23 protein-coding genes are annotated in these 17828 nt (G+C 65.3%); 21 read left to right on the top strand and 2 right to left on the bottom strand.

Annotated elements, in window-relative coordinates; translation table 11 throughout:
* Positions 1-86 precede the first annotated feature (86 nt).
* The 18 genes from IB243_RS24915 to IB243_RS24835 all read left to right on the top strand — a co-directional run bounded on the left by IB243_RS24915 (position 87) and on the right by IB243_RS24835 (position 10379).
* Positions 87-587, top strand: a complete 501-nt coding sequence (locus IB243_RS24915) for a hypothetical protein (protein ID WP_192429824.1) — start codon at positions 87-89, stop codon at positions 585-587.
* Positions 588-671: 84 nt separating this feature from the next.
* Positions 672-1166 (top strand): hypothetical protein, encoded by a 495-nt coding sequence (locus tag IB243_RS24910; protein ID WP_192429823.1) that lies wholly within the window; start codon positions 672-674, stop codon positions 1164-1166.
* On the top strand, positions 1163-1828 hold the full coding sequence (locus tag IB243_RS24905) for a primase-helicase family protein (protein ID WP_192429822.1): 666 nt from the start codon (positions 1163-1165) through the stop codon (positions 1826-1828). The genes IB243_RS24910 and IB243_RS24905 overlap by 4 nt, the downstream gene beginning before the upstream one ends.
* Positions 1825-2271, top strand: coding sequence for a hypothetical protein (locus IB243_RS24900; RefSeq protein WP_192429821.1), 447 nt, complete (start codon positions 1825-1827; stop codon positions 2269-2271). Before IB243_RS24905 ends, IB243_RS24900 begins: the two co-directional genes overlap by 4 nt.
* Positions 2268-2495 carry a hypothetical protein gene (locus tag IB243_RS24895; RefSeq protein WP_192429820.1) on the top strand — a complete coding sequence of 76 codons (228 nt, stop codon included), beginning with the start codon at positions 2268-2270 and terminating at the stop codon, positions 2493-2495. The genes IB243_RS24900 and IB243_RS24895 overlap by 4 nt, the downstream gene beginning before the upstream one ends.
* Positions 2489-2623 (top strand): hypothetical protein, encoded by a 135-nt coding sequence (locus IB243_RS27325; RefSeq protein WP_255509303.1) that lies wholly within the window; start codon positions 2489-2491, stop codon positions 2621-2623. The genes IB243_RS24895 and IB243_RS27325 overlap by 7 nt, the downstream gene beginning before the upstream one ends.
* Positions 2620-2949, top strand: coding sequence for a hypothetical protein (locus IB243_RS24890; protein WP_192429819.1), 330 nt, complete (start codon positions 2620-2622; stop codon positions 2947-2949). The genes IB243_RS27325 and IB243_RS24890 overlap by 4 nt, the downstream gene beginning before the upstream one ends.
* Before the next feature lie 2 nt (positions 2950-2951).
* The gene (locus tag IB243_RS24885; RefSeq protein WP_157891348.1) at positions 2952-3089 is read left to right on the top strand and encodes a hypothetical protein; all 138 of its coding nucleotides are present in this window, start codon (positions 2952-2954) and stop codon (positions 3087-3089) included.
* A complete protein-coding gene (locus IB243_RS24880) occupies positions 3086-3403 on the top strand; it encodes a hypothetical protein (protein ID WP_192429818.1) in 318 nt (105 codons plus the stop codon). The genes IB243_RS24885 and IB243_RS24880 overlap by 4 nt, the downstream gene beginning before the upstream one ends.
* Positions 3400-3759, top strand: a complete 360-nt coding sequence (locus IB243_RS24875; RefSeq protein WP_192429817.1) for a hypothetical protein — start codon at positions 3400-3402, stop codon at positions 3757-3759. The genes IB243_RS24880 and IB243_RS24875 overlap by 4 nt, the downstream gene beginning before the upstream one ends.
* Positions 3756-4409 (top strand): hypothetical protein, encoded by a 654-nt coding sequence (locus IB243_RS24870; protein ID WP_225585321.1) that lies wholly within the window; start codon positions 3756-3758, stop codon positions 4407-4409. Before IB243_RS24875 ends, IB243_RS24870 begins: the two co-directional genes overlap by 4 nt.
* Positions 4406-4693 (top strand): hypothetical protein, encoded by a 288-nt coding sequence (locus IB243_RS24865; RefSeq protein ID WP_192429816.1) that lies wholly within the window; start codon positions 4406-4408, stop codon positions 4691-4693. The genes IB243_RS24870 and IB243_RS24865 overlap by 4 nt, the downstream gene beginning before the upstream one ends.
* Before the next feature lie 3 nt (positions 4694-4696).
* Complete coding sequence (locus IB243_RS24860) at positions 4697-6844, top strand: ParB/RepB/Spo0J family partition protein (RefSeq protein WP_192429815.1); 2148 nt, start codon at positions 4697-4699, stop codon at positions 6842-6844.
* Positions 6831-7496 (top strand): hypothetical protein, encoded by a 666-nt coding sequence (locus IB243_RS24855; protein ID WP_192429814.1) that lies wholly within the window; start codon positions 6831-6833, stop codon positions 7494-7496. The genes IB243_RS24860 and IB243_RS24855 overlap by 14 nt, the downstream gene beginning before the upstream one ends.
* Positions 7493-8008 carry a hypothetical protein gene (locus IB243_RS24850; RefSeq protein WP_225585320.1) on the top strand — a complete coding sequence of 172 codons (516 nt, stop codon included), beginning with the start codon at positions 7493-7495 and terminating at the stop codon, positions 8006-8008. The genes IB243_RS24855 and IB243_RS24850 overlap by 4 nt, the downstream gene beginning before the upstream one ends.
* Positions 8005-8397, top strand: a complete 393-nt coding sequence (locus IB243_RS24845) for an ASCH domain-containing protein (protein ID WP_225585319.1) — start codon at positions 8005-8007, stop codon at positions 8395-8397. Before IB243_RS24850 ends, IB243_RS24845 begins: the two co-directional genes overlap by 4 nt.
* Positions 8394-9530, top strand: a complete 1137-nt coding sequence (locus IB243_RS24840) for a phage Gp37/Gp68 family protein (protein WP_192429812.1) — start codon at positions 8394-8396, stop codon at positions 9528-9530. The genes IB243_RS24845 and IB243_RS24840 overlap by 4 nt, the downstream gene beginning before the upstream one ends.
* Before the next feature lie 582 nt (positions 9531-10112).
* Positions 10113-10379, top strand: a complete 267-nt coding sequence (locus tag IB243_RS24835; protein WP_192429811.1) for an AlpA family transcriptional regulator — start codon at positions 10113-10115, stop codon at positions 10377-10379.
* Here IB243_RS24835 and IB243_RS24830 read toward each other — a convergent pair.
* A complete protein-coding gene (locus tag IB243_RS24830; protein WP_192429810.1) occupies positions 10345-11634 on the bottom strand; it encodes an integrase family protein in 1290 nt (429 codons plus the stop codon). The genes IB243_RS24835 and IB243_RS24830 overlap by 35 nt on opposite strands.
* A gap of 241 nt (positions 11635-11875) precedes the next feature.
* On the opposite strand from IB243_RS24830, the gene mutS reads away from it, so the two are divergent.
* Positions 11876-14464, top strand: a complete 2589-nt coding sequence (mutS, locus tag IB243_RS24825; protein ID WP_192429874.1) for a DNA mismatch repair protein MutS — start codon at positions 11876-11878, stop codon at positions 14462-14464.
* A gap of 62 nt (positions 14465-14526) precedes the next feature.
* Here the strand turns inward: mutS and IB243_RS24820 are convergent, their stop codons facing one another.
* Positions 14527-15735 carry an alpha/beta hydrolase family protein gene (locus IB243_RS24820; protein ID WP_370540388.1) on the bottom strand — a complete coding sequence of 403 codons (1209 nt, stop codon included), beginning with the start codon at positions 15733-15735 and terminating at the stop codon, positions 14527-14529.
* 319 nt (positions 15736-16054) lie between these two features.
* Between IB243_RS24820 and IB243_RS24815 the strand changes: the two genes are divergently transcribed.
* Together IB243_RS24815 and IB243_RS24810 are read left to right on the top strand one after the other, a co-directional pair.
* A complete protein-coding gene (locus tag IB243_RS24815) occupies positions 16055-16882 on the top strand; it encodes a proteasome-type protease (RefSeq protein ID WP_010459683.1) in 828 nt (275 codons plus the stop codon).
* 42 nt (positions 16883-16924) lie between these two features.
* Positions 16925-17743: an alpha/beta fold hydrolase gene (locus IB243_RS24810; RefSeq protein WP_192429809.1), complete on the top strand. Its 819-nt coding sequence runs from the start codon at positions 16925-16927 to the stop codon at positions 17741-17743.
* Positions 17744-17828: the final 85 nt, after the last annotated feature.

Genomic DNA, 17828 nt, shown 5'->3' with positions numbered 1-17828 from the left:
TTTTCCAAAGTTTCATAGGTGCGGAGGGGCGAATGCAGAGGGAACATGAACGTCAAACAGGCAAAACACTGTTGATCATTGCCGTGTTGCTGGTGCTCGGCATCGGGTTCACGGTGTACCAAAACGAATCTCGCAAAGCTGCTGCCACCCAGAAGGCGCAGCGCGAAGCCGACTTGAAGGCTCAACAAAACCGCGCCGACCAGGAGCGCGAAGCCCTCAAGAAAGCCGCAGAAGAGGCAAAGGCCAAGGACATCTTGTCTACGGCGCTCAAAAGCGCCGATGACGTGATGGCCCGATGGGACGATGCGGTCACCATTGCCACCAGCACAGCGCGCATGTCTCTTTCAACCCCCATCGCAAATCTCCAAGCCATCAAGCGAGATGCAACGGCCCTCACCGTCCCGCCATGCTTGGCTGCGGGCAAGACCGCGCTGATCAAGGGCATGGAACTGATGCTGGAGGGCTATCTGGAGTTCATGGCGAACACTGGCAAGCTGGGCAGCGTCATTGCGGCATCGAAGTTTGACGAAGCAAAACCACACATCGACAACTACAAAGCCGCAAGAAGCGCCTGCCCAACACCTTGAGCACTCGCATCGGATAGCGATGCTTGCCAATTGAGATAGCTTTGCTATACTGACTCCACGCCCACCCCGGGCGATGGAGGTTTCATGTCATTGCAAAGCACGGCCTGCCGCTCAACGGCAGCGCCAGCCAGCCCAGCGCCCCGGCAACCCGGGAGCCGCCCACACCCCGCCCACTACCAAGCGCATGGCCGCCTGTACCGCGCCATCGTGTCGCTGCCTGTCGACATGTGCGAGCGCGACCGCCCGCTGCAAGAGCGCTGGGTTTTCTTCGACTGCCCCACGGGCGACATGCCGCACCCTCACATCGAGGCTCTGCTGGCCATGGCCTGGAACATCAGCACCATCGGCTGGTGTGATCGCGGTCTCATCTACGGCATCACCGAAGCCAGCGACCTGATCGCCCAGGGCGACGCCGACGACGACACCGCCCTGTTCGAGTGCGAATGGGGCGGCGAGGGCACCAAGCACGTGGCCTTGCACGACGTGGACTTCTTCTGCACGCCCCGCGTGCGGGCGCGGCTGGAGCTGGCCCTGCTGCAGGCGCATCTCGGCAAAGTGCTGGAAGGCGGTGCAGCATGAAGCACACAGCCGCACAACCAATGCTCGCGCTGCTGCGCCGACTGACGCGCCAGCCAGAGAAGTCAGACGCCCAGTGCGACGCCGACATGCACTGGCTTCTTTGCTGGCTCGCGCTCCCCCTTCAACGGCCTGGCACCAAGCTCACCACCGCTGTGGCCATCCAAGGCGGCGCGGGGTCTGGTAAGAGCTTGCTGGCCCAGGTAATGGTGGATATCTACAGGGACCACGGCACCTTCGTGAGTTCCGAAGAAGCACATGGCGTGTTCAATGAATGGTTGTCGAACCGCCGATTTGTTGCAGTCGAAGCGGAGCACACCCCCCGATCTCTTGTCGCGAAGCGCGAGCAGATCAAGGCGTGGATCACATCGCCCGAGATCACTATCAACCGCAAGTACCGCCCCGTACTGAAAGAGGAGAACAGGGCGAACTTCATTTTCTTGTCGGGCTCATCAGTGCAGTGGGAGCTGGCTGACACCACGCGCCGGTTCTTCGTTATCGAGCCCGAATCCCAGGAGGCGCAACCGGCCTTTTTCCGCGAGATCCACCAATGGATCGACTGCGAGGGCGGCGCCGAGGCGTTCAGGCAGTACCTGCTTGAGTATCCGGTCACTGACTTCAGCTTTGGCGCCCAGCGGACACGCCAGAAGGGCTGTGCAGCATGAGCGCCGCCGTCCACCACATCCTGCGCCAGATGCAGCGCGACGCACGGCTGGCGTGGCTCATCGGGCCAGGAAGCCGCACCTACGAACTGCTGACCGAGGAAGCCGCGACGGCGAACGGCCTCAATCTTGAGGAACTGCGCAAGCAGCACGCTGCCACGCTCAAGTTCGAGCGGTGGCCCACTGATCTGCGGGTGGAGATCGATCCAGACACGATCATGCTGGCCCCACCCGAGGAATCACGGGTTCGTTGGTATAGCCACGCAAATGGCTATATCAAGGGCGAAGGCTTTCACATTTCGCGGCACCACTGCGACATTTGCGCGCCCTATTGGGTTGCACACGAAACTCGCAAGAACGTCCATGGCTATGAAATGTGGCGTGGCCCGCATCGCTTCTACGTGACCAATGACTTTGGCCTGTTGGTGGAGGTGCCCGGGCCATGACCACCCCACGCCTTTCCCCCGCCATGCGCAACATGCTGCGCAACGCTATCGACGGCAAGCGTATCGGCCAGGGCCTTGCCGGTGGCCCGCTCAAGATCGCCGCCACCCGCCGCGCCCTGGAAGCTCGTGGCCTGCTCGACTCTGAGCTGAAGCCCACCGAAGCTGGCTGCGCCGTGTTCACCCCCAAGCTCCCAGCTGATCACAAGGAGGCATCCACATGCTGACCTTCCGCATCAAAGTGCAGGGCCGCAAGCCCTACGACGCCACCTTCCACAGCGCACAGGAGGCCATGGACGCCGCCTTCAGCCTCTACCCAGAGGCCCGCAGCATCACCGTGGGGCCACTGCGATGACAGCCCGCGCCCACATCAAGGAGCTGATCACCGCCCCCGGTGATCGCTTCCCGGCCCCAACAAAGCCGTTCCACACCGCTGGCTTTCCAGCGCGGTCCATCACCATCTTCTTCACATCGGGGGCGGTGGACTTCCTCCCGCCCGAGGGAACGAACGACCGGCGCTTCATGGTGATCGAGGCCCCCAAGCCTAAGCGCCGCGCTTACACCGGCTGCCCCATCCAGGTAGACGGCCCCTACTACGCCCGCAGCAAGGCGCGCCAACTGCGCCCCTTGGCATCGGCCCTGCTGGTGTTGCTGGTGGCCGCAGTGCTCCGAGGAGGCTGATCATGCGCGCCCTGCTTTTCATCCTGACCTACCTGCGCAACTGGTGGAGCTTCGACGGCAACCACGTGCGCATCAAGGCCGCTACGCACATGGACCTAGATCTGCGCGAACGCCGCCGCCGCCCAAGGGGCCGCCCATGACCACCGCCCTGCAGCTCCGCATACGCGGCCAGGTCACATCGGCCATCTGCGGCACCACCCGCAAGGGCGTGCCCGTGCTTGATGTGCACCTGACCGACGCGCAAACGGGCCAGCACGTAGTGGCCCGCCACACCTACCCCAACGCCAGCCCCGCCAGCCACTACGCGGCCAGCGCCCTAGCGCGCAGCCTGCGCGGCCAGGTGGCCGAGCTGGACGCCACCAACCCCCGCTTTCGCTCGCGCCGCCTCGACTGCGACGCCGAGCACATCGGCCTTCCCTACCAAACCCCATCCACTCGCAAGGATCTGGAATGACACGCAAAACCACCGTCACCTTCACGCTCAGCACCGATGCCCACGGCAACGTTGCGCTGGCTACCGACCTCGCCAAGCCCACTCCAGGCGCCCCGCTCAACCCCGCCCAGTTCGTGGCGTTGGAGTTGATCAACTACTGCCATCACCAGGGCCTGACCATCACGCACGGCACCGACGCCGTCCCGGCCCTCTCGCTGGTGCACGACATCACCCAAACCGATGGCTATGCCTTCGGTGTGCCCCAGAGCCTGTGGCGCGCGGCCATTGACGTGGTGAACCGCAGCCAGCACCCCATGCCCGTTGGCCCGCTCACCGCCGCCGAGTTCGACGTCGTCAGGAACGGAGCGCCAGCATGAGCAGCCACTGGATCGTCACGGCCGATGGCATGCCCCACTACCTCAGTGGGTACGACATGGCCCAGAACAAATACTCCATCGAGGTCATCGCCCACGCGGGCGCGCAGATCAACCGGTTCACCGGCCACTGCATCCGCCCCTACAGCGTGGTGGAACACCAGCTGCTTTGTGCCGACATCGCAGCGCACCTGATGCTCCCAGCAGTTGTGCAACTTGCCTGCCTGATGCATGACGCGCACGAGGTGTATGTGGGCGATTGCAGCTCCCCCGTGAAGTGGGAACTGGGGAGCGCGTGGGAACGGCTGGAATCGCCCCAGGCCAACTCGGTGCGCCGCCATTTCGGGCTGATGGGCATCTTTCTAAGCCATCGAGCGCAGATCAAGGCCATAGACCTGATGGCGCTGGCCACCGAGCGCCGCGACCTCGTCATCTACACCGAGGGCATATCGGCGCCTTGGGCCATCTTGGACACCCCGGGCCGCAAGGTCGAACCCGCCCACTGGGTGCAACTGCACACCGCCGCCCGCGCACAACGCAGCTGGACCGATTGGGCGCAGCTGTACCTCGAACGCTTTCACCAACTACGCGACGCCATCAACGCGACGCTGGCAACCAACATCCAAACAGTTACGGAAGGCATCAAGCAATGACCGCCCGCAAACCCACCCCAGCACTGCAGCCCATCCCCACCGCCAAAGTCTCAGGCAGCGGCAAGGTGCTGATCAGCCCACTGCCATCGCAAACCGAACTGCAGGCCCGCCGCAAAAGCGAGCGCCTGGAGATCGCCAGCACCGAAGTTCCCGTGCGCAACAGCACCACCAAGGGCGACCCGTACACCTGCCCCGAGCTGCGCACCAATCCCTACCGCCCGGGCTCGACAGACGCCTTTCGCCTGCCCAGCCGTACCGGCTTCCGCACCCCACAGCCTGCATAAACCATGGCCACCAAAGACCCACTCCTCGGCCTCACGGTCACCATCAACCCCGACGCCAAGCCAGCCAAAGGCGGCGGCAAGCATCCCTATGCAGGCCAGCAAGCCCAAGTCATCGGCAAGCCACCAGGGGGGCGCAGCTACTGGCTGCAGTGCGGCGCCGCCCAGGTGAGCGTGCCGCTGGCCGACTTCACAGTTGTCGGCGCCGATGCCGCCCAGGCCGCGCCCGCTGACAGCTCTCTGCCCCTATCGGAACTAGTGCGCAGCAAGACCAACCGGCAGATCGTTGAAGACGAAGCCCTGCTGGAAATGGCCGCCACCATGAAGGTCTACGGCGTGCTGCAGCCCCTGCTCGTGCGCCGCCTGCCCGCCGAGCGCCTGCAAGACACGTTTGAAGACGAAGCAACCAAGCACGCCACCCACGAGATCATCGCGGGTGAGCGCCGCTTTATGGCCGCCCGCATCGCAGGCCTGCGCCGGGTGCCCGTGCACATCGTGGCGGCCGACAACAGCAACGCCGTGGTGATGCAGCTCATCGAGAACCTGCACCGCGCAGACCTCAACCCCCTGGACGAAGCGCACGGCATCCAGCTGCTGGTAGACGCCCACAGCATGACCCGCGCAGCTGTGGCCGACGCCCTGCGCAAGAGCCTCAGTCACGTGATGGAGAGCCTGCGCCTGCTCAAAATCTGCCCCGAGGCCATCGCCGCCCTCAAGGCGGGCACGCTCAACCGCAGCGTGGCCCTGCTGGTGGCCCAGCGCCCCACGCCAGCCCTGCAGGTGGAGTTCACCAGGAAGGTGCTCACAGGCGGCCCCGATGGCGGCCCGCTCAGCTACCGCAGCGCCAAGGATCTGGCCCAGCGCAACTACATGACCGACCTCACCCAGGCGCCCTTCGCCCTGGACAACGCCCAGCTGCTGCCCCAGGTGGGCGCTTGCACCCAGTGCCCCAAGCGCACCGGCGCCAACCCCGAGCTGTGGGACAAGGCGGGTGCAGACGTCTGTACGGACACCGCCTGCTTTGCCGACAAAAAGGAGGCCCACTACGAAGCCCTCAAGGCCGACGCCCAAGCCAAAGGCCGCAAGATCATCACAGGCCGCGAAGCCCGCGAACTGATGCCCACCGAAGGCGCAACCCCCAAGGGCTACATCCTGCTCGACAAGCCCAAGAAGGGCAGCACAGAGCCCATGCGCGAAGTGCTGGGCCAGGAAGTGCCCCAGGGCAAGGTCGTGCTGATCGAGACCCCCACAGGCGGCGTGGTGGAGGCCGTGCCCGTGCGTGCTGCGGGCGAAGCGCTGCAGGCCAAGGGGGCGGCGGGCAAGGCCGACAAGAAGGCCCCCACGCGCACGAAGGAAGAGCTGGAGGATGAATACCAGCAACGCTGGCGCAGCGCCGCCGTGCGCGCCACCATCGAGGGGCTGCGCGTTGACGCCGAGCCCGACGATCTGGATTCACTGTCCCAGCAGGCCGCCTACCGCGTAGTCCTGACCATGGCCCGGGAGACGCACGACGAAGCCCTGGCGCAAATCTTCCAGCTGAGCCCAGGCTTCAGCGACGACACCCTGCAGAGCGCTGTGCGCGGGGTCGCTGAGTCCCCACCGCGCGTGCAGAACATGGTGCTGCTCATGCTCGCAGCTGCCTTCGACCACGGCCCCATGTTCAACCGGCCCGCCGACGAAGCCCTGCATCTTGAAGAAGTGGCCCCCATTGCCAAGGTCGATATCGGCGCCATCAAGCGCGAGGTGCAGCAGGCCATGAACGCCGAAGCCATCGAGCGCGCGGCCGAGGCAGACGCCGAGGCAGCAGCCCCCGCAGCCGACAAGGCCAAGCCCACCATCAAGCCCAAGGGCAAAGCCAAAGGCACTGTGGACGGCACCGGCAAGGCCAGCCAGGCCGAGGTGATGGCAGGCATCGCCCAGGCGATGCAACAGGTCGAAGCGCCCCACAGTTTCACGAAGGGGCAGGTGGCAACACTCAAGACAGACGTAAAGAATGAGCACGGGAAGCTGATCCCGTGCAAGGGACAGAAGGCTTCCATCTTGGAAGTCCAGGGCCGCAAGCTGCGTGTTTCCGTCCCCGACTCGTCGTGGCCGTTCCCTCTCTCTCTGACTGTGGACTACACCGATCTGGAGGCTGCAGATGTCGAAAAATGATCTGATCGCAGCAGTAGGAGGCACGGCAGCCGCTAGCAGCGAATGGGAAGCGCGCGGGCACCTTGCGGCATCGCTCACATGCTGGCATCGCCTGACAGGCGAGGAGGCAGACGAGCTGGTAGCTATGTTCCAGAGGCGGCCAACACCAGCCACCCTGCAAGCGAGGAAGTGCGCACAGTGCAAAAAAGTCTACAAGCACGGCCACGGTTCGGTCGGGTGCCCCAGATGCGCGCCAGGGGTTGAAATTGCCGAGGCCGAGTTTCAGAAGCCCATCGCAGAACCAGCCGCCCAGCAAGCGGAGCCAGCCGATCCGCTGGACTGGCCCCTGCCATGCGATGTGACGGTGGGGCACGGGACCATCGGCAAGGGCGTGGCGCTGCGCACCCTTGTCAATCGCATGAAGGTGCTCTACGAGATGGCTACAGGCAACAACGCGGATGAGGTTGCCAATCGCACGCCAAAGCAGCTAGATGCATTGCAACACGCATTTCTTGCGCAGGTGGCCGCAGCCCCCGCGCAACGTGGCGACCAGCAATGCCAAGAATGCGGCGGCAGCGGAGTGGACGGTGACGTGGACAACTACGGGCGCACCGTCGATGTGCTGTGCGGCGGCTGCAATGGAACAGGTGTTGCGGCGAAGGGAGGTGCATGATGGGCCTCCCCCGCTTCCGCATCCCCCCACGCCGCCAACCTGTGCCTGTGAACACCATGTTCAAGGCCCGGGTGCGTGCCTCGCGCCTCACTGAGGCCGAGATCCGCGAGATCATGGACGCTGTCCACCACTGCGCCACACGCATGCGCGAGGGCGTGGCCACCGAGCTGCAGGTGCACACCCTGCGCACCACCATGCTCATCGCGCTGGAGATCGAGCGCCTGGGCTACGTGCGCGGCCTGCACGGCCACATCGAGGCCGCGCTGATCGCGATCAAGAGCGCGCTCACGCGTGGTGTCGAGACAGGCCAATGGCGCCCCACGCAGTTGCAGCTGTACGAACTGGACGCCATCACCAACATGGTGGACCTGCACGAGCACCAGCTGCGCAACCTGGCAGCAATCGAGCTGCACACCGCCACCAAGCGCGTCATCGCCCACATGCAAAGCCAGGGCGGCGGCGAGCTGCTCAACGTGGCCCCGGCCGAGCTGGGCATGGAGGTCACAGCATGATCCCAGCACTCAGCATCCGCCAGCCGTGGGCCTGGCTCATCGTCCACGGCTTCAAAGACATCGAGAACCGCGACTGGCCCACCAACTTCCGAGGCCGCCTGCTGGTGCACGCAGGCCAAACCATGGCCCGCAGCTACTACGACGAGACCTGCGAGGAGCTGCTGCGCATGGGCCTGCTGCCCGCCAGCATGCCCGCCTACGAAGACCTGCCCCGTGGCGGCTTCGTCGGCTGGACCCACGTCATCGACTGCCGCCAGCAGCACCCATCACCCTGGAAGCAAGACGGCTCCCACGGCTTTGTGCTGCGCGACAGCAGCCCCATCCCCTTCGTGCCATTCAAGGGGCGCTTGGGGTTCTTCAACGTGGCAAAGGAGACGGTCACACCATGAGCGAAAACACCAAAATCGAGTGGTGCGACCACACCTTCAACCCGTGGGAGGGCTGCCAGAAAACGGGCCCGGGCTGCGATCACTGCTACGCCGAACTGCGCAATGCACGCTTCGGCGGTGGCGTGGCCATCAACTTTGGCCCAGGCGCACCACGCCGCCGCACCAGCGCCGCCAATTGGGCACTGCCCAAGCGCTGGAACGTCCAGGCCGATGCCTTCGTGGCCCAGCACGGCCGCCGCCAGCGTGTTTTCTGCGCCTCGCTGGCCGATGTGTTCGACAACACGGTGGACCCGCAATGGCGCGCTGACCTGTTCGAGCTGATCCGGGCTACGCCCAATCTGGACTGGCTGCTGCTGACCAAGCGCATCGGCAACGCTGCGGCCATGATCCAGGCCGCGCTGACCAATCTGGACATCGGCTACTCGGTTCCATTTGCGGCTTGGCCGTGGCCCAACGTCTGGATCGGCGCCACCGTGGTCAACCAGAAAGAGGCCGACCGCGATATCCCCAAGCTGCTGGAAGTGCCGGCCCGAGTCCGCTTCTTATCCATGGAGCCGCTGCTGGGGCCGGTGGACGTTCGCCGCTGGCTTCAGCCACATTGCGAGCGACACCCCGGAAAGCTGGAGCCTGACGGTAAGTGCGAAGTGTGCGAGAGCCGGGGTATCTGGGGCATCCCCGGCGCCGAGCTGCTGCAGGAGCACGAGAAGGCGCCTATCCGCAGCGGACTGGATTGGGTCATCGTCGGCGGCGAAAGCGGCCCCGGCGCGCGCCCAATGCACCCCGACTGGGCCTGCAGTCTGCGCACCCAATGCCTGCGCGCAAACGTACCGTTTCTATTCAAGCAATGGGGGGAATGGAAACCCATCAGCCAAATGGATGAGGCCGAGCACGGCGCGCTCTACAAATCCAACGTGATCGCCAAGCCGCACGAAGACCAGGGCAACTTGGACGATATCTACGGCCGCAAGTGCACCGTGCCAACCACCATCCTCCACGCAGATGGTTCGACGCACGACATCACCGAGCCCATGGCCTTCCAGCAGGACACCGGGGCGATGCAGATTTTCCGTGTCGGTAAGAAAGCCGCTGGCCGCCTGCTGGGTGGCATCACCTGGGACGGGTTCCCATCATGAAGAAGGCACCTTCCACCACTGCACCACAAGTGCCTCAACCTGAAAAGTGCCAGCATTGCGTGACTCCAACACGATGCGGCTCATCCTGTCTTGGTAACAAAGGGCCTCGCTGCGTTGGACGCTCTGACGGCCCCGACACCTGCGACTGCATCACTTCGTGTGGCGATGACCCCTGGCTCCAAGACGGTCGCAGCAAGCCTTGCACCCTGTTACTCCCCAAGCTACGAGGCGAAGCCATGGATGGTCACAGCGGCGGGACCACCTGGATTTTTTCGGTACCCCCGCTTTACGCTTCCCGGGTCAAGCTCGTTCAGGTGGTAGCTGGGCTCATGCCAGAGCCCAGGCGCGAGTCTGCCCTCCACAACGGGTTCCATGTTTGGCTAGAGAACTGGGACTTCGATTCGTCCTGCTGGAGATTGATCTCTGGCTCGATCAGCAGCGGCTTCCCAACACGCGAAGCCGCCCATACACATGCCAGCCATCTCTGGGAAACGGAGCGCCTGAAATGAAACGCGGCCTCACCCAACAAGAAGCCATGGCCTACGTCGGCGTCAAGCGCCGCACTCCCAATGGGGTTCCATCATGATCATCGCCCTCCAACCCGCCTATCTCAACCGGGAAGAGACAGCCAAGTTCGTCGGCCTGTCAGACACCACCATGGAGCAACTGGCCCGCGCGGGCGATTTCCCCAAGCCTCGCCAACTGGCAGCCAAGCGCGTGGGTTGGCTGGTGTCCGAGCTGCAGGCCTGGGCAGAAAGCCGCCCCGTGTCCGACCTGCCCCCACCCCGCAACACAGGCGTGCGCCACGCACGGGCTACGGCTGCGCAGCCAGCCGGTCCCAGTGCGTAGACAGAAGCGTAAGCCAGTGGCGCCGCTCAGCGTCGTAGCTGTGGCGGTTGTACACGCCCACAATACCCGCTGGCATGTGGCCCAGTACGGCCTCTGCCACGGCATCAGGGCACCCCAGCGCGGCCAAGGTCGTGCGCACCGTGCGGCGCAGGTCGTGCGGTGCCCAGGGCGCCAGGCGCAGCACCTTCGCGCGGTCCTTCGGTAGCACCGCCGTGACGGTGGTGGCGCGGGTGGCCCACACAGCCACGCCCACCACCTTTTGCTCCACGTGCGCGGCCTCGCCCCGCGCCACCGGAAACAGCCACCCCCGCCCGTACAGATCCACACGCCTGCGCACCACAGCCAGCGCGGCGCCCACCAGCGGCACGCGCAGGTCGGTGGCTGCGGCATGGCGGGCGCTCTTGGTTTTGGCTTTGGGCAGCGTCCACCACCAGCCGTCCGCCTCTTGCGAGATCTCGCTGCCTTCCATGGTCACAATCTCGCCGCCCCGCGCACCGGTCCACAGGTACAGCGTTAACAGGTCGGTCACCAACGGCGAAAAGTTGGGCAGCCAGCGCACCAGCTGGCCCACCTCGGCAGCGTCCAGCACCCGCAGGCCTTGCCCCACGTGCTCACCGTCCACAATCTTGCCCTTGCTGCGTAGCTTGCCCCGCAAGATCAGGCGCCACCAGTTGGGCGTTTCCTCCGGGATGCGCCCGGCGTCGAGGGCATAGTCCCAAGCCGCGCCCAGCTCAGCGCGCAGCGAGCTGGCCAGCACCGGCGCCCGCTTGGCCAACTCTTCCAGCAGTGCAAACGCCTGAGCCCGCGTCACGCTCGCGGCAGGCACGTCGACCAGATCGCCCAGGTAGTTTTCAAGCAGGCGCCGCGTTTCGGCTTGGCCCTTGGGTTTGCGGTGCCGGTCGACGTGGCCCGCCAGGTAGTCTTGCGTCAGACGCGCCACGGTGTACACGCCTGCCCGTGCCTGCTGTGCAGCCGCCTGCACTTTGGCGGCCTCAGCTTTGCGCGCCATGGCGGGGTCTTGCCCAGCCTCGCGCTGCTGCCGCAGCTCATCCCACGCACCCAGCGCGGCCGCATAGGACATGGCGGGCCACTGGCCCATCGCCACCTGACGCATGCGCCCATCGAGCGGGCTCTTGAATCGATAGGTCCAGGTCTTGCGCGTGGCGCTGGCCACCAGCCGCAAGCCCGGAGCGGCATCGACAATAATGTGTTCCCCCGGCGCTAGCAGCTTCGCCCGGCGTGCGTCAAAAACCATCACCACCTCCTATAGGCGGCGTAGGTTTTTTATCCAGCAGGAATACGAACGGCGTAGCTTTTTAAAAAGCAGCCCTTAAAACCTACGCCAATAGGCAGAGTTTAGCCCGGTGAGGATTGGCGAGAACAAGAAGTAAAACCCGCAAGCGGCGGCCCCTTTCTTCAACAGAATCAACAAGATGCAGAACGGACCCCAGCAGAATCAAGCACTTGCGGATACGCAGAAAGATGCACATACGCCGATGATGCAGCAGTACCTGGCCCTCAAGGCCGGGTATCCCGAGACGCTCCTGTTCTACCGCATGGGCGACTTCTATGAGGTCTTCTGGCAGGACGCAGAAAAGGCGTCGCGCCTACTCGACATCACGCTCACCCAGCGCGGCCAGTCGGGCGGCCAGCCCGTCCTGATGGCGGGGGTGCCGTTCCATGCGCTGGAGAACTACCTGGCACGCCTGATCAAGATGGGCGAGTCGGTGGCCATTGCCGAGCAAGTGGGCGAGGTCGGCGCGGCCAAGGGCCCCGTGGAGCGCAAGGTGGTGCGCGTGGTCACGCCCGGCACGCTGACCGATACCGAGCTGCTGTCCGACAAGTCCGAATCGCTGCTGATGGCCGTGCACCAGGCCCCGCGCGCACGCTGCGGCCTGGCCTGGCTGAGCGTGACACAGGGCCGCGTCTTCCTGGCCGAATGCGCGCACGATGAACTCGGCGCCTGGTTGGCCCGCGTGGCGCCCAGCGAGCTGATCTACAGCGCGGGCGTGACCGAACGCTTCGAGCAACAACTGCAGGTGCTGCGCCAGGGTGGCGCCTTCACCTGCCCCATGAGCCCCCGCCCCGACTGGCAATTTGACAGCGCCTTGGGCGAACGCAAGCTGCTTGAAAACCTGGGCGTCGCAAGCCTGCAGGCCTGGGGTGCGCACGAACTGGGCGAGGCCCACGCCGCCGCCGCCGGGCTGCTGACCTATGCCGAGCACACGCAGGGCCGCACCCTCACCCACGTGCACAGCGTGCAGGTGCAGCGCAACGACGACCTCATCGACCTGCCTGCCACCACGCGCCGCAACCTGGAGCTGGTGAAGACCCTGCGCGGCGACGATGCGCCCACGCTGTTCTCGCTGCTGGACACCTGCATGACCGGCATGGGCAGCCGCCTGCTCAAGACCTGGCTGCTGGAGCCCCAGCGCGACCGCACCGAGGCGCGCCAGCGCCTGTCGGCCACCACCGCCCTGCGCGGTGCGGGCGGCGCCGGCGGCGGCAGTGGCCCCTGGGCCTTGCTGCGCGGCGAACTCAAAGGCGTGAGCGATGTGGAGCGCATCACCGCCCGCATCGCCCTGCGCCAGGTGCGCCCGCGAGAATTGGTGGGACTGGGCAAAACGCTACAAAAAGCAGAGCTACTAGCGCTTAATGGACAAGCGCTAGAGCCCTATTTAATTCAAATATTTAGCCATCTGCAGCCGCCCGAGGGCTGCACCGGCCTGCTGCAGGCCGCCATCGCCGAAGAGCCCGCCGCCCTGGTGCGCGACGGCGGTGTGATCGCCAGCGGCTTCGACACCGAGCTGGACGAGCTGCGCGCCATCCAGACCAACTGCGATGCCTTTCTGCTGGATCTGGAAACCCGCGAGAAGGCGCGCACCGGCATCCCCAACCTGCGCGTGCAATTCAACAAGGTGCACGGCTTCTATATTGAAGTGACCGGCAGCCACCTCGACCGCGTACCCGACGACTACCGCCGCCGCCAGACGCTGAAGAACGCCGAGCGCTTCATCACGCCCGAGCTGAAAACCTTCGAGGACAAGGCCCTGTCGGCCAACGAGCGTGCCCTGGCCCGCGAGAAATGGCTGTACGAGCAGATCCTCGACCAGCTCCAGCCCCACGTGCCCGCCCTCACCCGCCTGGCGCAGGCGCTGGCCACGCTGGACGTGCTGTGCACGCTGGCCGAGCGCTCGCTCACCCTCAACTGGTGCGCGCCGCAGTTCGTGCCCGAGCCCTGCATCGAGATCGAAGGCGGCCGCCACCCGGTGGTCGAAGCCCGCCTGGCCGAGACATCGAGCGGCAGCTTCATCGCCAACCACACGCGCCTGAACGCCAACACGCGCATGCAGGTCATCACCGGCCCCAACATGGGCGGTAAATCGACCTACATGCGGCAGGTGGCGCTGATCGTGCTGCTGGCCAGCATGGGCAGCCATGTGCCCGCCACCAGCTGCCGCCTGGGGCCCATCGACGCCATCCACACCCGCATCGGCGCGGCCGACGACCTGGCCAACGCGCAGTCCACCTTCATGCTGGAGATGACCGAGGCCGCGCAGATATTGCACGCGGCCACGCCGCACAGCCTGGTGCTGATGGACGAGATCGGCCGGGGCACCAGCACGTTCGACGGACTGGCGCTGGCCAGCGGCATTGCCACGCACCTGCACGACAAGACCCGCGCATTCACGCTGTTTGCCACGCACTATTTCGAGCTGACGGAGCTGCCCGCCAAGGCGCGCCACGCGATCAACATGCATGTGAGCGCCACCGAGAGCGGCACCGACATCGTGTTCCTGCACGAGATCCAACCCGGCCCGGCCAGCCGCAGTTACGGCATTCAGGTGGCCAAGCTGGCGGGCATGCCCTCGCCCGTGCTGCACCACGCAAGGCATGCTCTGGCGGCGCTGGAAGAGCGGGCAGGCGAAGATGAATTGCAGGTGGACCTGTTCGCTGCGCCCGAGGTGCCTGAGAGTGCGGGCGCCAGCCCGCTGGAAGCTGCGCTGGCAGGCATCAACCCCGATGCGCTGAGCCCGCGCGAGGCGCTGGATGCGCTGTACCAGCTCAAGAAGATGGCGGGCTGACGCAGTCACGCAACCCAGCGGGTAGCACTCCCCACCAAGGCGAGCCCCGCCACCTGCCCGGCTTAAAGATCCTGCGCCACCGGCGCCAGCTGCCCCAGCATGAAGGTGATGAACGGCGGCACACAGGGCAGGTGCCCGGCCACCGGTTGTGCGCGGCATTCAGTCAGGCTGACCAGGTCGCCCGCGCCGCGACTTTGCATCGCGCGCACGGTGCTGACCGAGCTGGCGTAGGGCACGGTGCGGTCGTCGCGGCCGTGGTACAGGCGCACGGGCACATTGGGTTTCCAGTCGTAGACGTTGCTGGCGCTGGCCAGGGCCTGCACGTCGTCGGCCAAAAAGTGGTCGATGAAACGCGTGTCGTAGGCCACATCGGCATCGCCCGGGATCAGCGCGCGCAGCAGCAGGCGGCGCACCTCACGCTGCACGCTGCCGCCCAGGTAGCGCAGGAAGCCCGGGTTGATGAGCGCGCCGATCACCGGCTGTTCTTGCCGCACGAGGTCAACCAGGCCATCCATGGTGGTCTGCACGTTGTAAGGCCCCGCGCCCGGCACCACCATGCGCAGCTGTTGCAGGTGGGGCGAAGCGCTTGCTTGCAGCGCGCGGTGTGTGGCCATGGTGACGTAGCCGCCTTCGGAATAGCCGGTCAGAAAGAGCTGCCCGTTGTCCGCCACGTTGGCCTGGCTGCGCCAGGTGCGGGTGGCGGTCAGAAAATCCACCGTGGCGGCTGCGGACGGCGCCGCCAGCAGGTAGGGGTGGGGCGTGCCCTTGGAAGCGCCAAAGCCCACGTAGTCGGGCGCCAGCACGATATAGCCCAGCGATGCGAGCACCACCGCCACCTCGGACGCAACCGCGTTGTTGCTGGGCGCCTCGGCATCGCGAAAGAGGGTGCCATGCTGGTAACTGAGCACCGGGCTTTTGGCGCCCGCTGGCTTTTGCGGAACGCTGACCAGCCCCGAGGCGCGCACCTCTTTGCCGTCGGCATCGGTGGTGAGGTACTCGATCCGGTAAGAAGTGACGCTGTAGCGCGGCACCACGTCCTGGGCCAGCGACTCCTTGGCGGCCAGCGCTGCAGCGATATCAGCGGCCGGCACGGTGCCAAGCAAGGCGGCGGATTCGAGCTGGCCGGAACGCGCCGGTGCGGGAGGTGGCTCCGGAGTGTTGCCGCTATCGCCGGGGTCTTGCGCGCTGCCCCCGCCACAGGCCACCAGCAATGCCGCCAAGGCCAGCGCGCAGGCGCGGCGGGTTCCAGACAAAATCAGTGGGTTCAACACGGCAAGGCCCCTCCAGGTGAAGCGGCGGATGATAGGAGCGACGGGCACACACTGCCTGTCCCGCAAGCAATAGCCCTTTACCCCCGGGGCGGCAGTTGCCTTGGCTGCCGCCGGAACTTCGGGTCAACGCAAAAGGGCGGGATCTGCCAATTCTTGAGTAAAAATGGCCTCCAGCGCTTATCCAGCAAGCGTTGGTTGCTATCAATACAGGATACCGGCTACGGCACACGCAATTACTGGCCCGCACCCTGCCCAAGGGTGCCTTCCCACGCCGGACTAAACTCGCGGGTTCCCCTCTTACAACGACCCCACTTCTTCCATGACGTATTGCGTCGCCATCAAACTCAACGCCGGGCTGGTTTTCCTGTCCGATTCGCGCACCAATGCCGGCCTGGACCAGATCAGCTCTTTCCGCAAGATGATGGTCTACGAGAAGGCGGGTGACCGCTTCATGGTGCTGTTGTCGGCAGGCAACCTGTCCATTTCACAGTCGGTGCGCGAAATCCTGCAGACCGAGCAGCTCAAGGACGGTGACTCGGGCGAGACGATCTCGATCTGGAACGCCAAGAGCATGTTCGACGCGGCCCGCGTGCTCGGTGCTGCGGTGCGCCATGTGCACGAACGCGACGGCGCAGCGCTCAAGCGCTCGGGCGTGGACTTCAATGTGTCCATGGTGTTCGGCGGCCAGATCAAGGGTGAAGGCATGCGCCTGTTCCAGGTGTATTCGGCCGGCAACTTCATCGAGGCCACGTCCGAGACACCGTACTTCCAGGTCGGCGAATCCAAATACGGCAAGCCCGTGCTCGACCGGGTGCTCACCCCCGAAACCCCGCTGGACGAAGCCGCCAAGTGCGCGCTGGTGTCCATGGACAGCACGCTCAAGTCCAACCTGTCGGTGGGCCTGCCGCTGGACCTGGTGGTGTACGAGGCCGACAGCTTCTCGACCTCAAAGGTGGTCTGCATCGACGAGAACAACCCCTACTTCCGCATGCTGCACGACAGCTGGGGCCAGAAGCTGCGCCAGGTGTTCGACAGCATCGAAGACCCGGCCTGGGGGGGTGGCGCCACGACCGTGCCCATCATGGTGAACCCGGCCCGCAGCAAGCCGCTCAAGAAGATCACCAACCACACTGACAAGCTGATCTGATTTCTCTGACGGCGGGGTTCGCCCTGCCCCGCCGGTATCCCCATGCTCCCCATCGTTTTCTCGCACGCTAACAGCTTCCCGGCCAGCACGTACCGCGTGCTCTTCCAGCACCTCAAGGCCCGGGGGATTGAAGTCAGCGCGGTGGAACGCTACGGCCACGACCCCAAGTACCCGGTGACCAACAACTGGCCCCATCTGGTGCAGCAGCTGGCGGACTTCGCCACGCCGCAGGTGGAGCGCCTGGGCCAGCCTGTATTTCTGGTGGGGCATTCGCTGGGCGGTTTTCTGAGCGTGATGGCTGCCGCCCGCCACCCCCACCTGGTGCGCGGTGTGCTGTTGATCGATTCGCCCCTGCTGGGCGGCTGGAAGGCCAACGCGGTCGATGTGGCCAAACGCACGCAGGTCGTGGGCTCCATCTCGCCGGGCAAGGTCAGCCGGCAACGGCGCTTCAGCTGGGCCAGCAACGAAGAGGCACTGGAACACTTTCGCAAGAAAAAGGCCTTTGCGCACTGGGACCCCGAAGTGCTGGGCGACTACATCACCCACGGCCTGGTGGACCACGACGGCAAGCGCGTGCTGGGCTTTGACCGCGCGGTGGAAACCGCCATCTACAACACGCTGCCGCACAACCTGGGACGGCTGCTCAGCACCCACCCCCTGCAGTGCCCCGCCGCCTTCATCGGCGGGCGCGATTCGGACGAGATGCGGCAGGTGGGCATGGCCATGACGCTGCGCATCACCGAGGGACGCACCATGATGCTGGACGGCAGCCACCTGTTTCCCATGGAGCAACCCGTGGCCACGGCGGCGGCCATCGAGGCAGCGCTGCTGAACCTGGCGGCCACAACCTGCCGCCGGTAGTCCTTTCTGCCATTTCACGGGCGCTTCGCGGGGCGCCAGAATGGGGTGAAAGGGCAAACAGAGGGAGAAAATGTGCGCTGTCGGC

This window comes from Acidovorax sp. ACV01 (assembly GCF_014851495.1).
Lineage (GTDB): Bacteria > Pseudomonadota > Gammaproteobacteria > Burkholderiales > Burkholderiaceae_C > Acidovorax > Acidovorax radicis.
The sequence above is the reverse complement of the archived record's forward strand: the minus strand, read 5'-3'. Positions and strand labels throughout refer to the sequence as shown.

Coding starts and splice junctions, on each gene's coding strand:
- IB243_RS24910 (WP_192429823.1), top strand. CDS start 672: ATGTCATTGCAAAGCACGGCCTGCCGCTCAACGGCAGCGCCAGCCAGC.
- IB243_RS24860 (WP_192429815.1), top strand. CDS start 4,697: ATGGCCACCAAAGACCCACTCCTCGGCCTCACGGTCACCATCAACCCC.
- IB243_RS24840 (WP_192429812.1), top strand. CDS start 8,394: ATGAGCGAAAACACCAAAATCGAGTGGTGCGACCACACCTTCAACCCG.
- IB243_RS24830 (WP_192429810.1), bottom strand. CDS start 11,634: ATGGTTTTTGACGCACGCCGGGCGAAGCTGCTAGCGCCGGGGGAACAC.
- IB243_RS24905 (WP_192429822.1), top strand. CDS start 1,163: ATGAAGCACACAGCCGCACAACCAATGCTCGCGCTGCTGCGCCGACTG.
- IB243_RS24885 (WP_157891348.1), top strand. CDS start 2,952: ATGCGCGCCCTGCTTTTCATCCTGACCTACCTGCGCAACTGGTGGAGC.
- IB243_RS24870 (WP_225585321.1), top strand. CDS start 3,756: ATGAGCAGCCACTGGATCGTCACGGCCGATGGCATGCCCCACTACCTC.
- IB243_RS24845 (WP_225585319.1), top strand. CDS start 8,005: ATGATCCCAGCACTCAGCATCCGCCAGCCGTGGGCCTGGCTCATCGTC.
- IB243_RS24900 (WP_192429821.1), top strand. CDS start 1,825: ATGAGCGCCGCCGTCCACCACATCCTGCGCCAGATGCAGCGCGACGCA.
- IB243_RS24835 (WP_192429811.1), top strand. CDS start 10,113: ATGATCATCGCCCTCCAACCCGCCTATCTCAACCGGGAAGAGACAGCC.
- IB243_RS24850 (WP_225585320.1), top strand. CDS start 7,493: ATGATGGGCCTCCCCCGCTTCCGCATCCCCCCACGCCGCCAACCTGTG.
- IB243_RS24875 (WP_192429817.1), top strand. CDS start 3,400: ATGACACGCAAAACCACCGTCACCTTCACGCTCAGCACCGATGCCCAC.
- IB243_RS24815 (WP_010459683.1), top strand. CDS start 16,055: ATGACGTATTGCGTCGCCATCAAACTCAACGCCGGGCTGGTTTTCCTG.
- IB243_RS24890 (WP_192429819.1), top strand. CDS start 2,620: ATGACAGCCCGCGCCCACATCAAGGAGCTGATCACCGCCCCCGGTGAT.
- IB243_RS24880 (WP_192429818.1), top strand. CDS start 3,086: ATGACCACCGCCCTGCAGCTCCGCATACGCGGCCAGGTCACATCGGCC.
- IB243_RS27325 (WP_255509303.1), top strand. CDS start 2,489: ATGCTGACCTTCCGCATCAAAGTGCAGGGCCGCAAGCCCTACGACGCC.
- IB243_RS24895 (WP_192429820.1), top strand. CDS start 2,268: ATGACCACCCCACGCCTTTCCCCCGCCATGCGCAACATGCTGCGCAAC.
- IB243_RS24810 (WP_192429809.1), top strand. CDS start 16,925: ATGCTCCCCATCGTTTTCTCGCACGCTAACAGCTTCCCGGCCAGCACG.
- mutS (WP_192429874.1), top strand. CDS start 11,876: ATGATGCAGCAGTACCTGGCCCTCAAGGCCGGGTATCCCGAGACGCTC.
- IB243_RS24855 (WP_192429814.1), top strand. CDS start 6,831: ATGTCGAAAAATGATCTGATCGCAGCAGTAGGAGGCACGGCAGCCGCT.
- IB243_RS24865 (WP_192429816.1), top strand. CDS start 4,406: ATGACCGCCCGCAAACCCACCCCAGCACTGCAGCCCATCCCCACCGCC.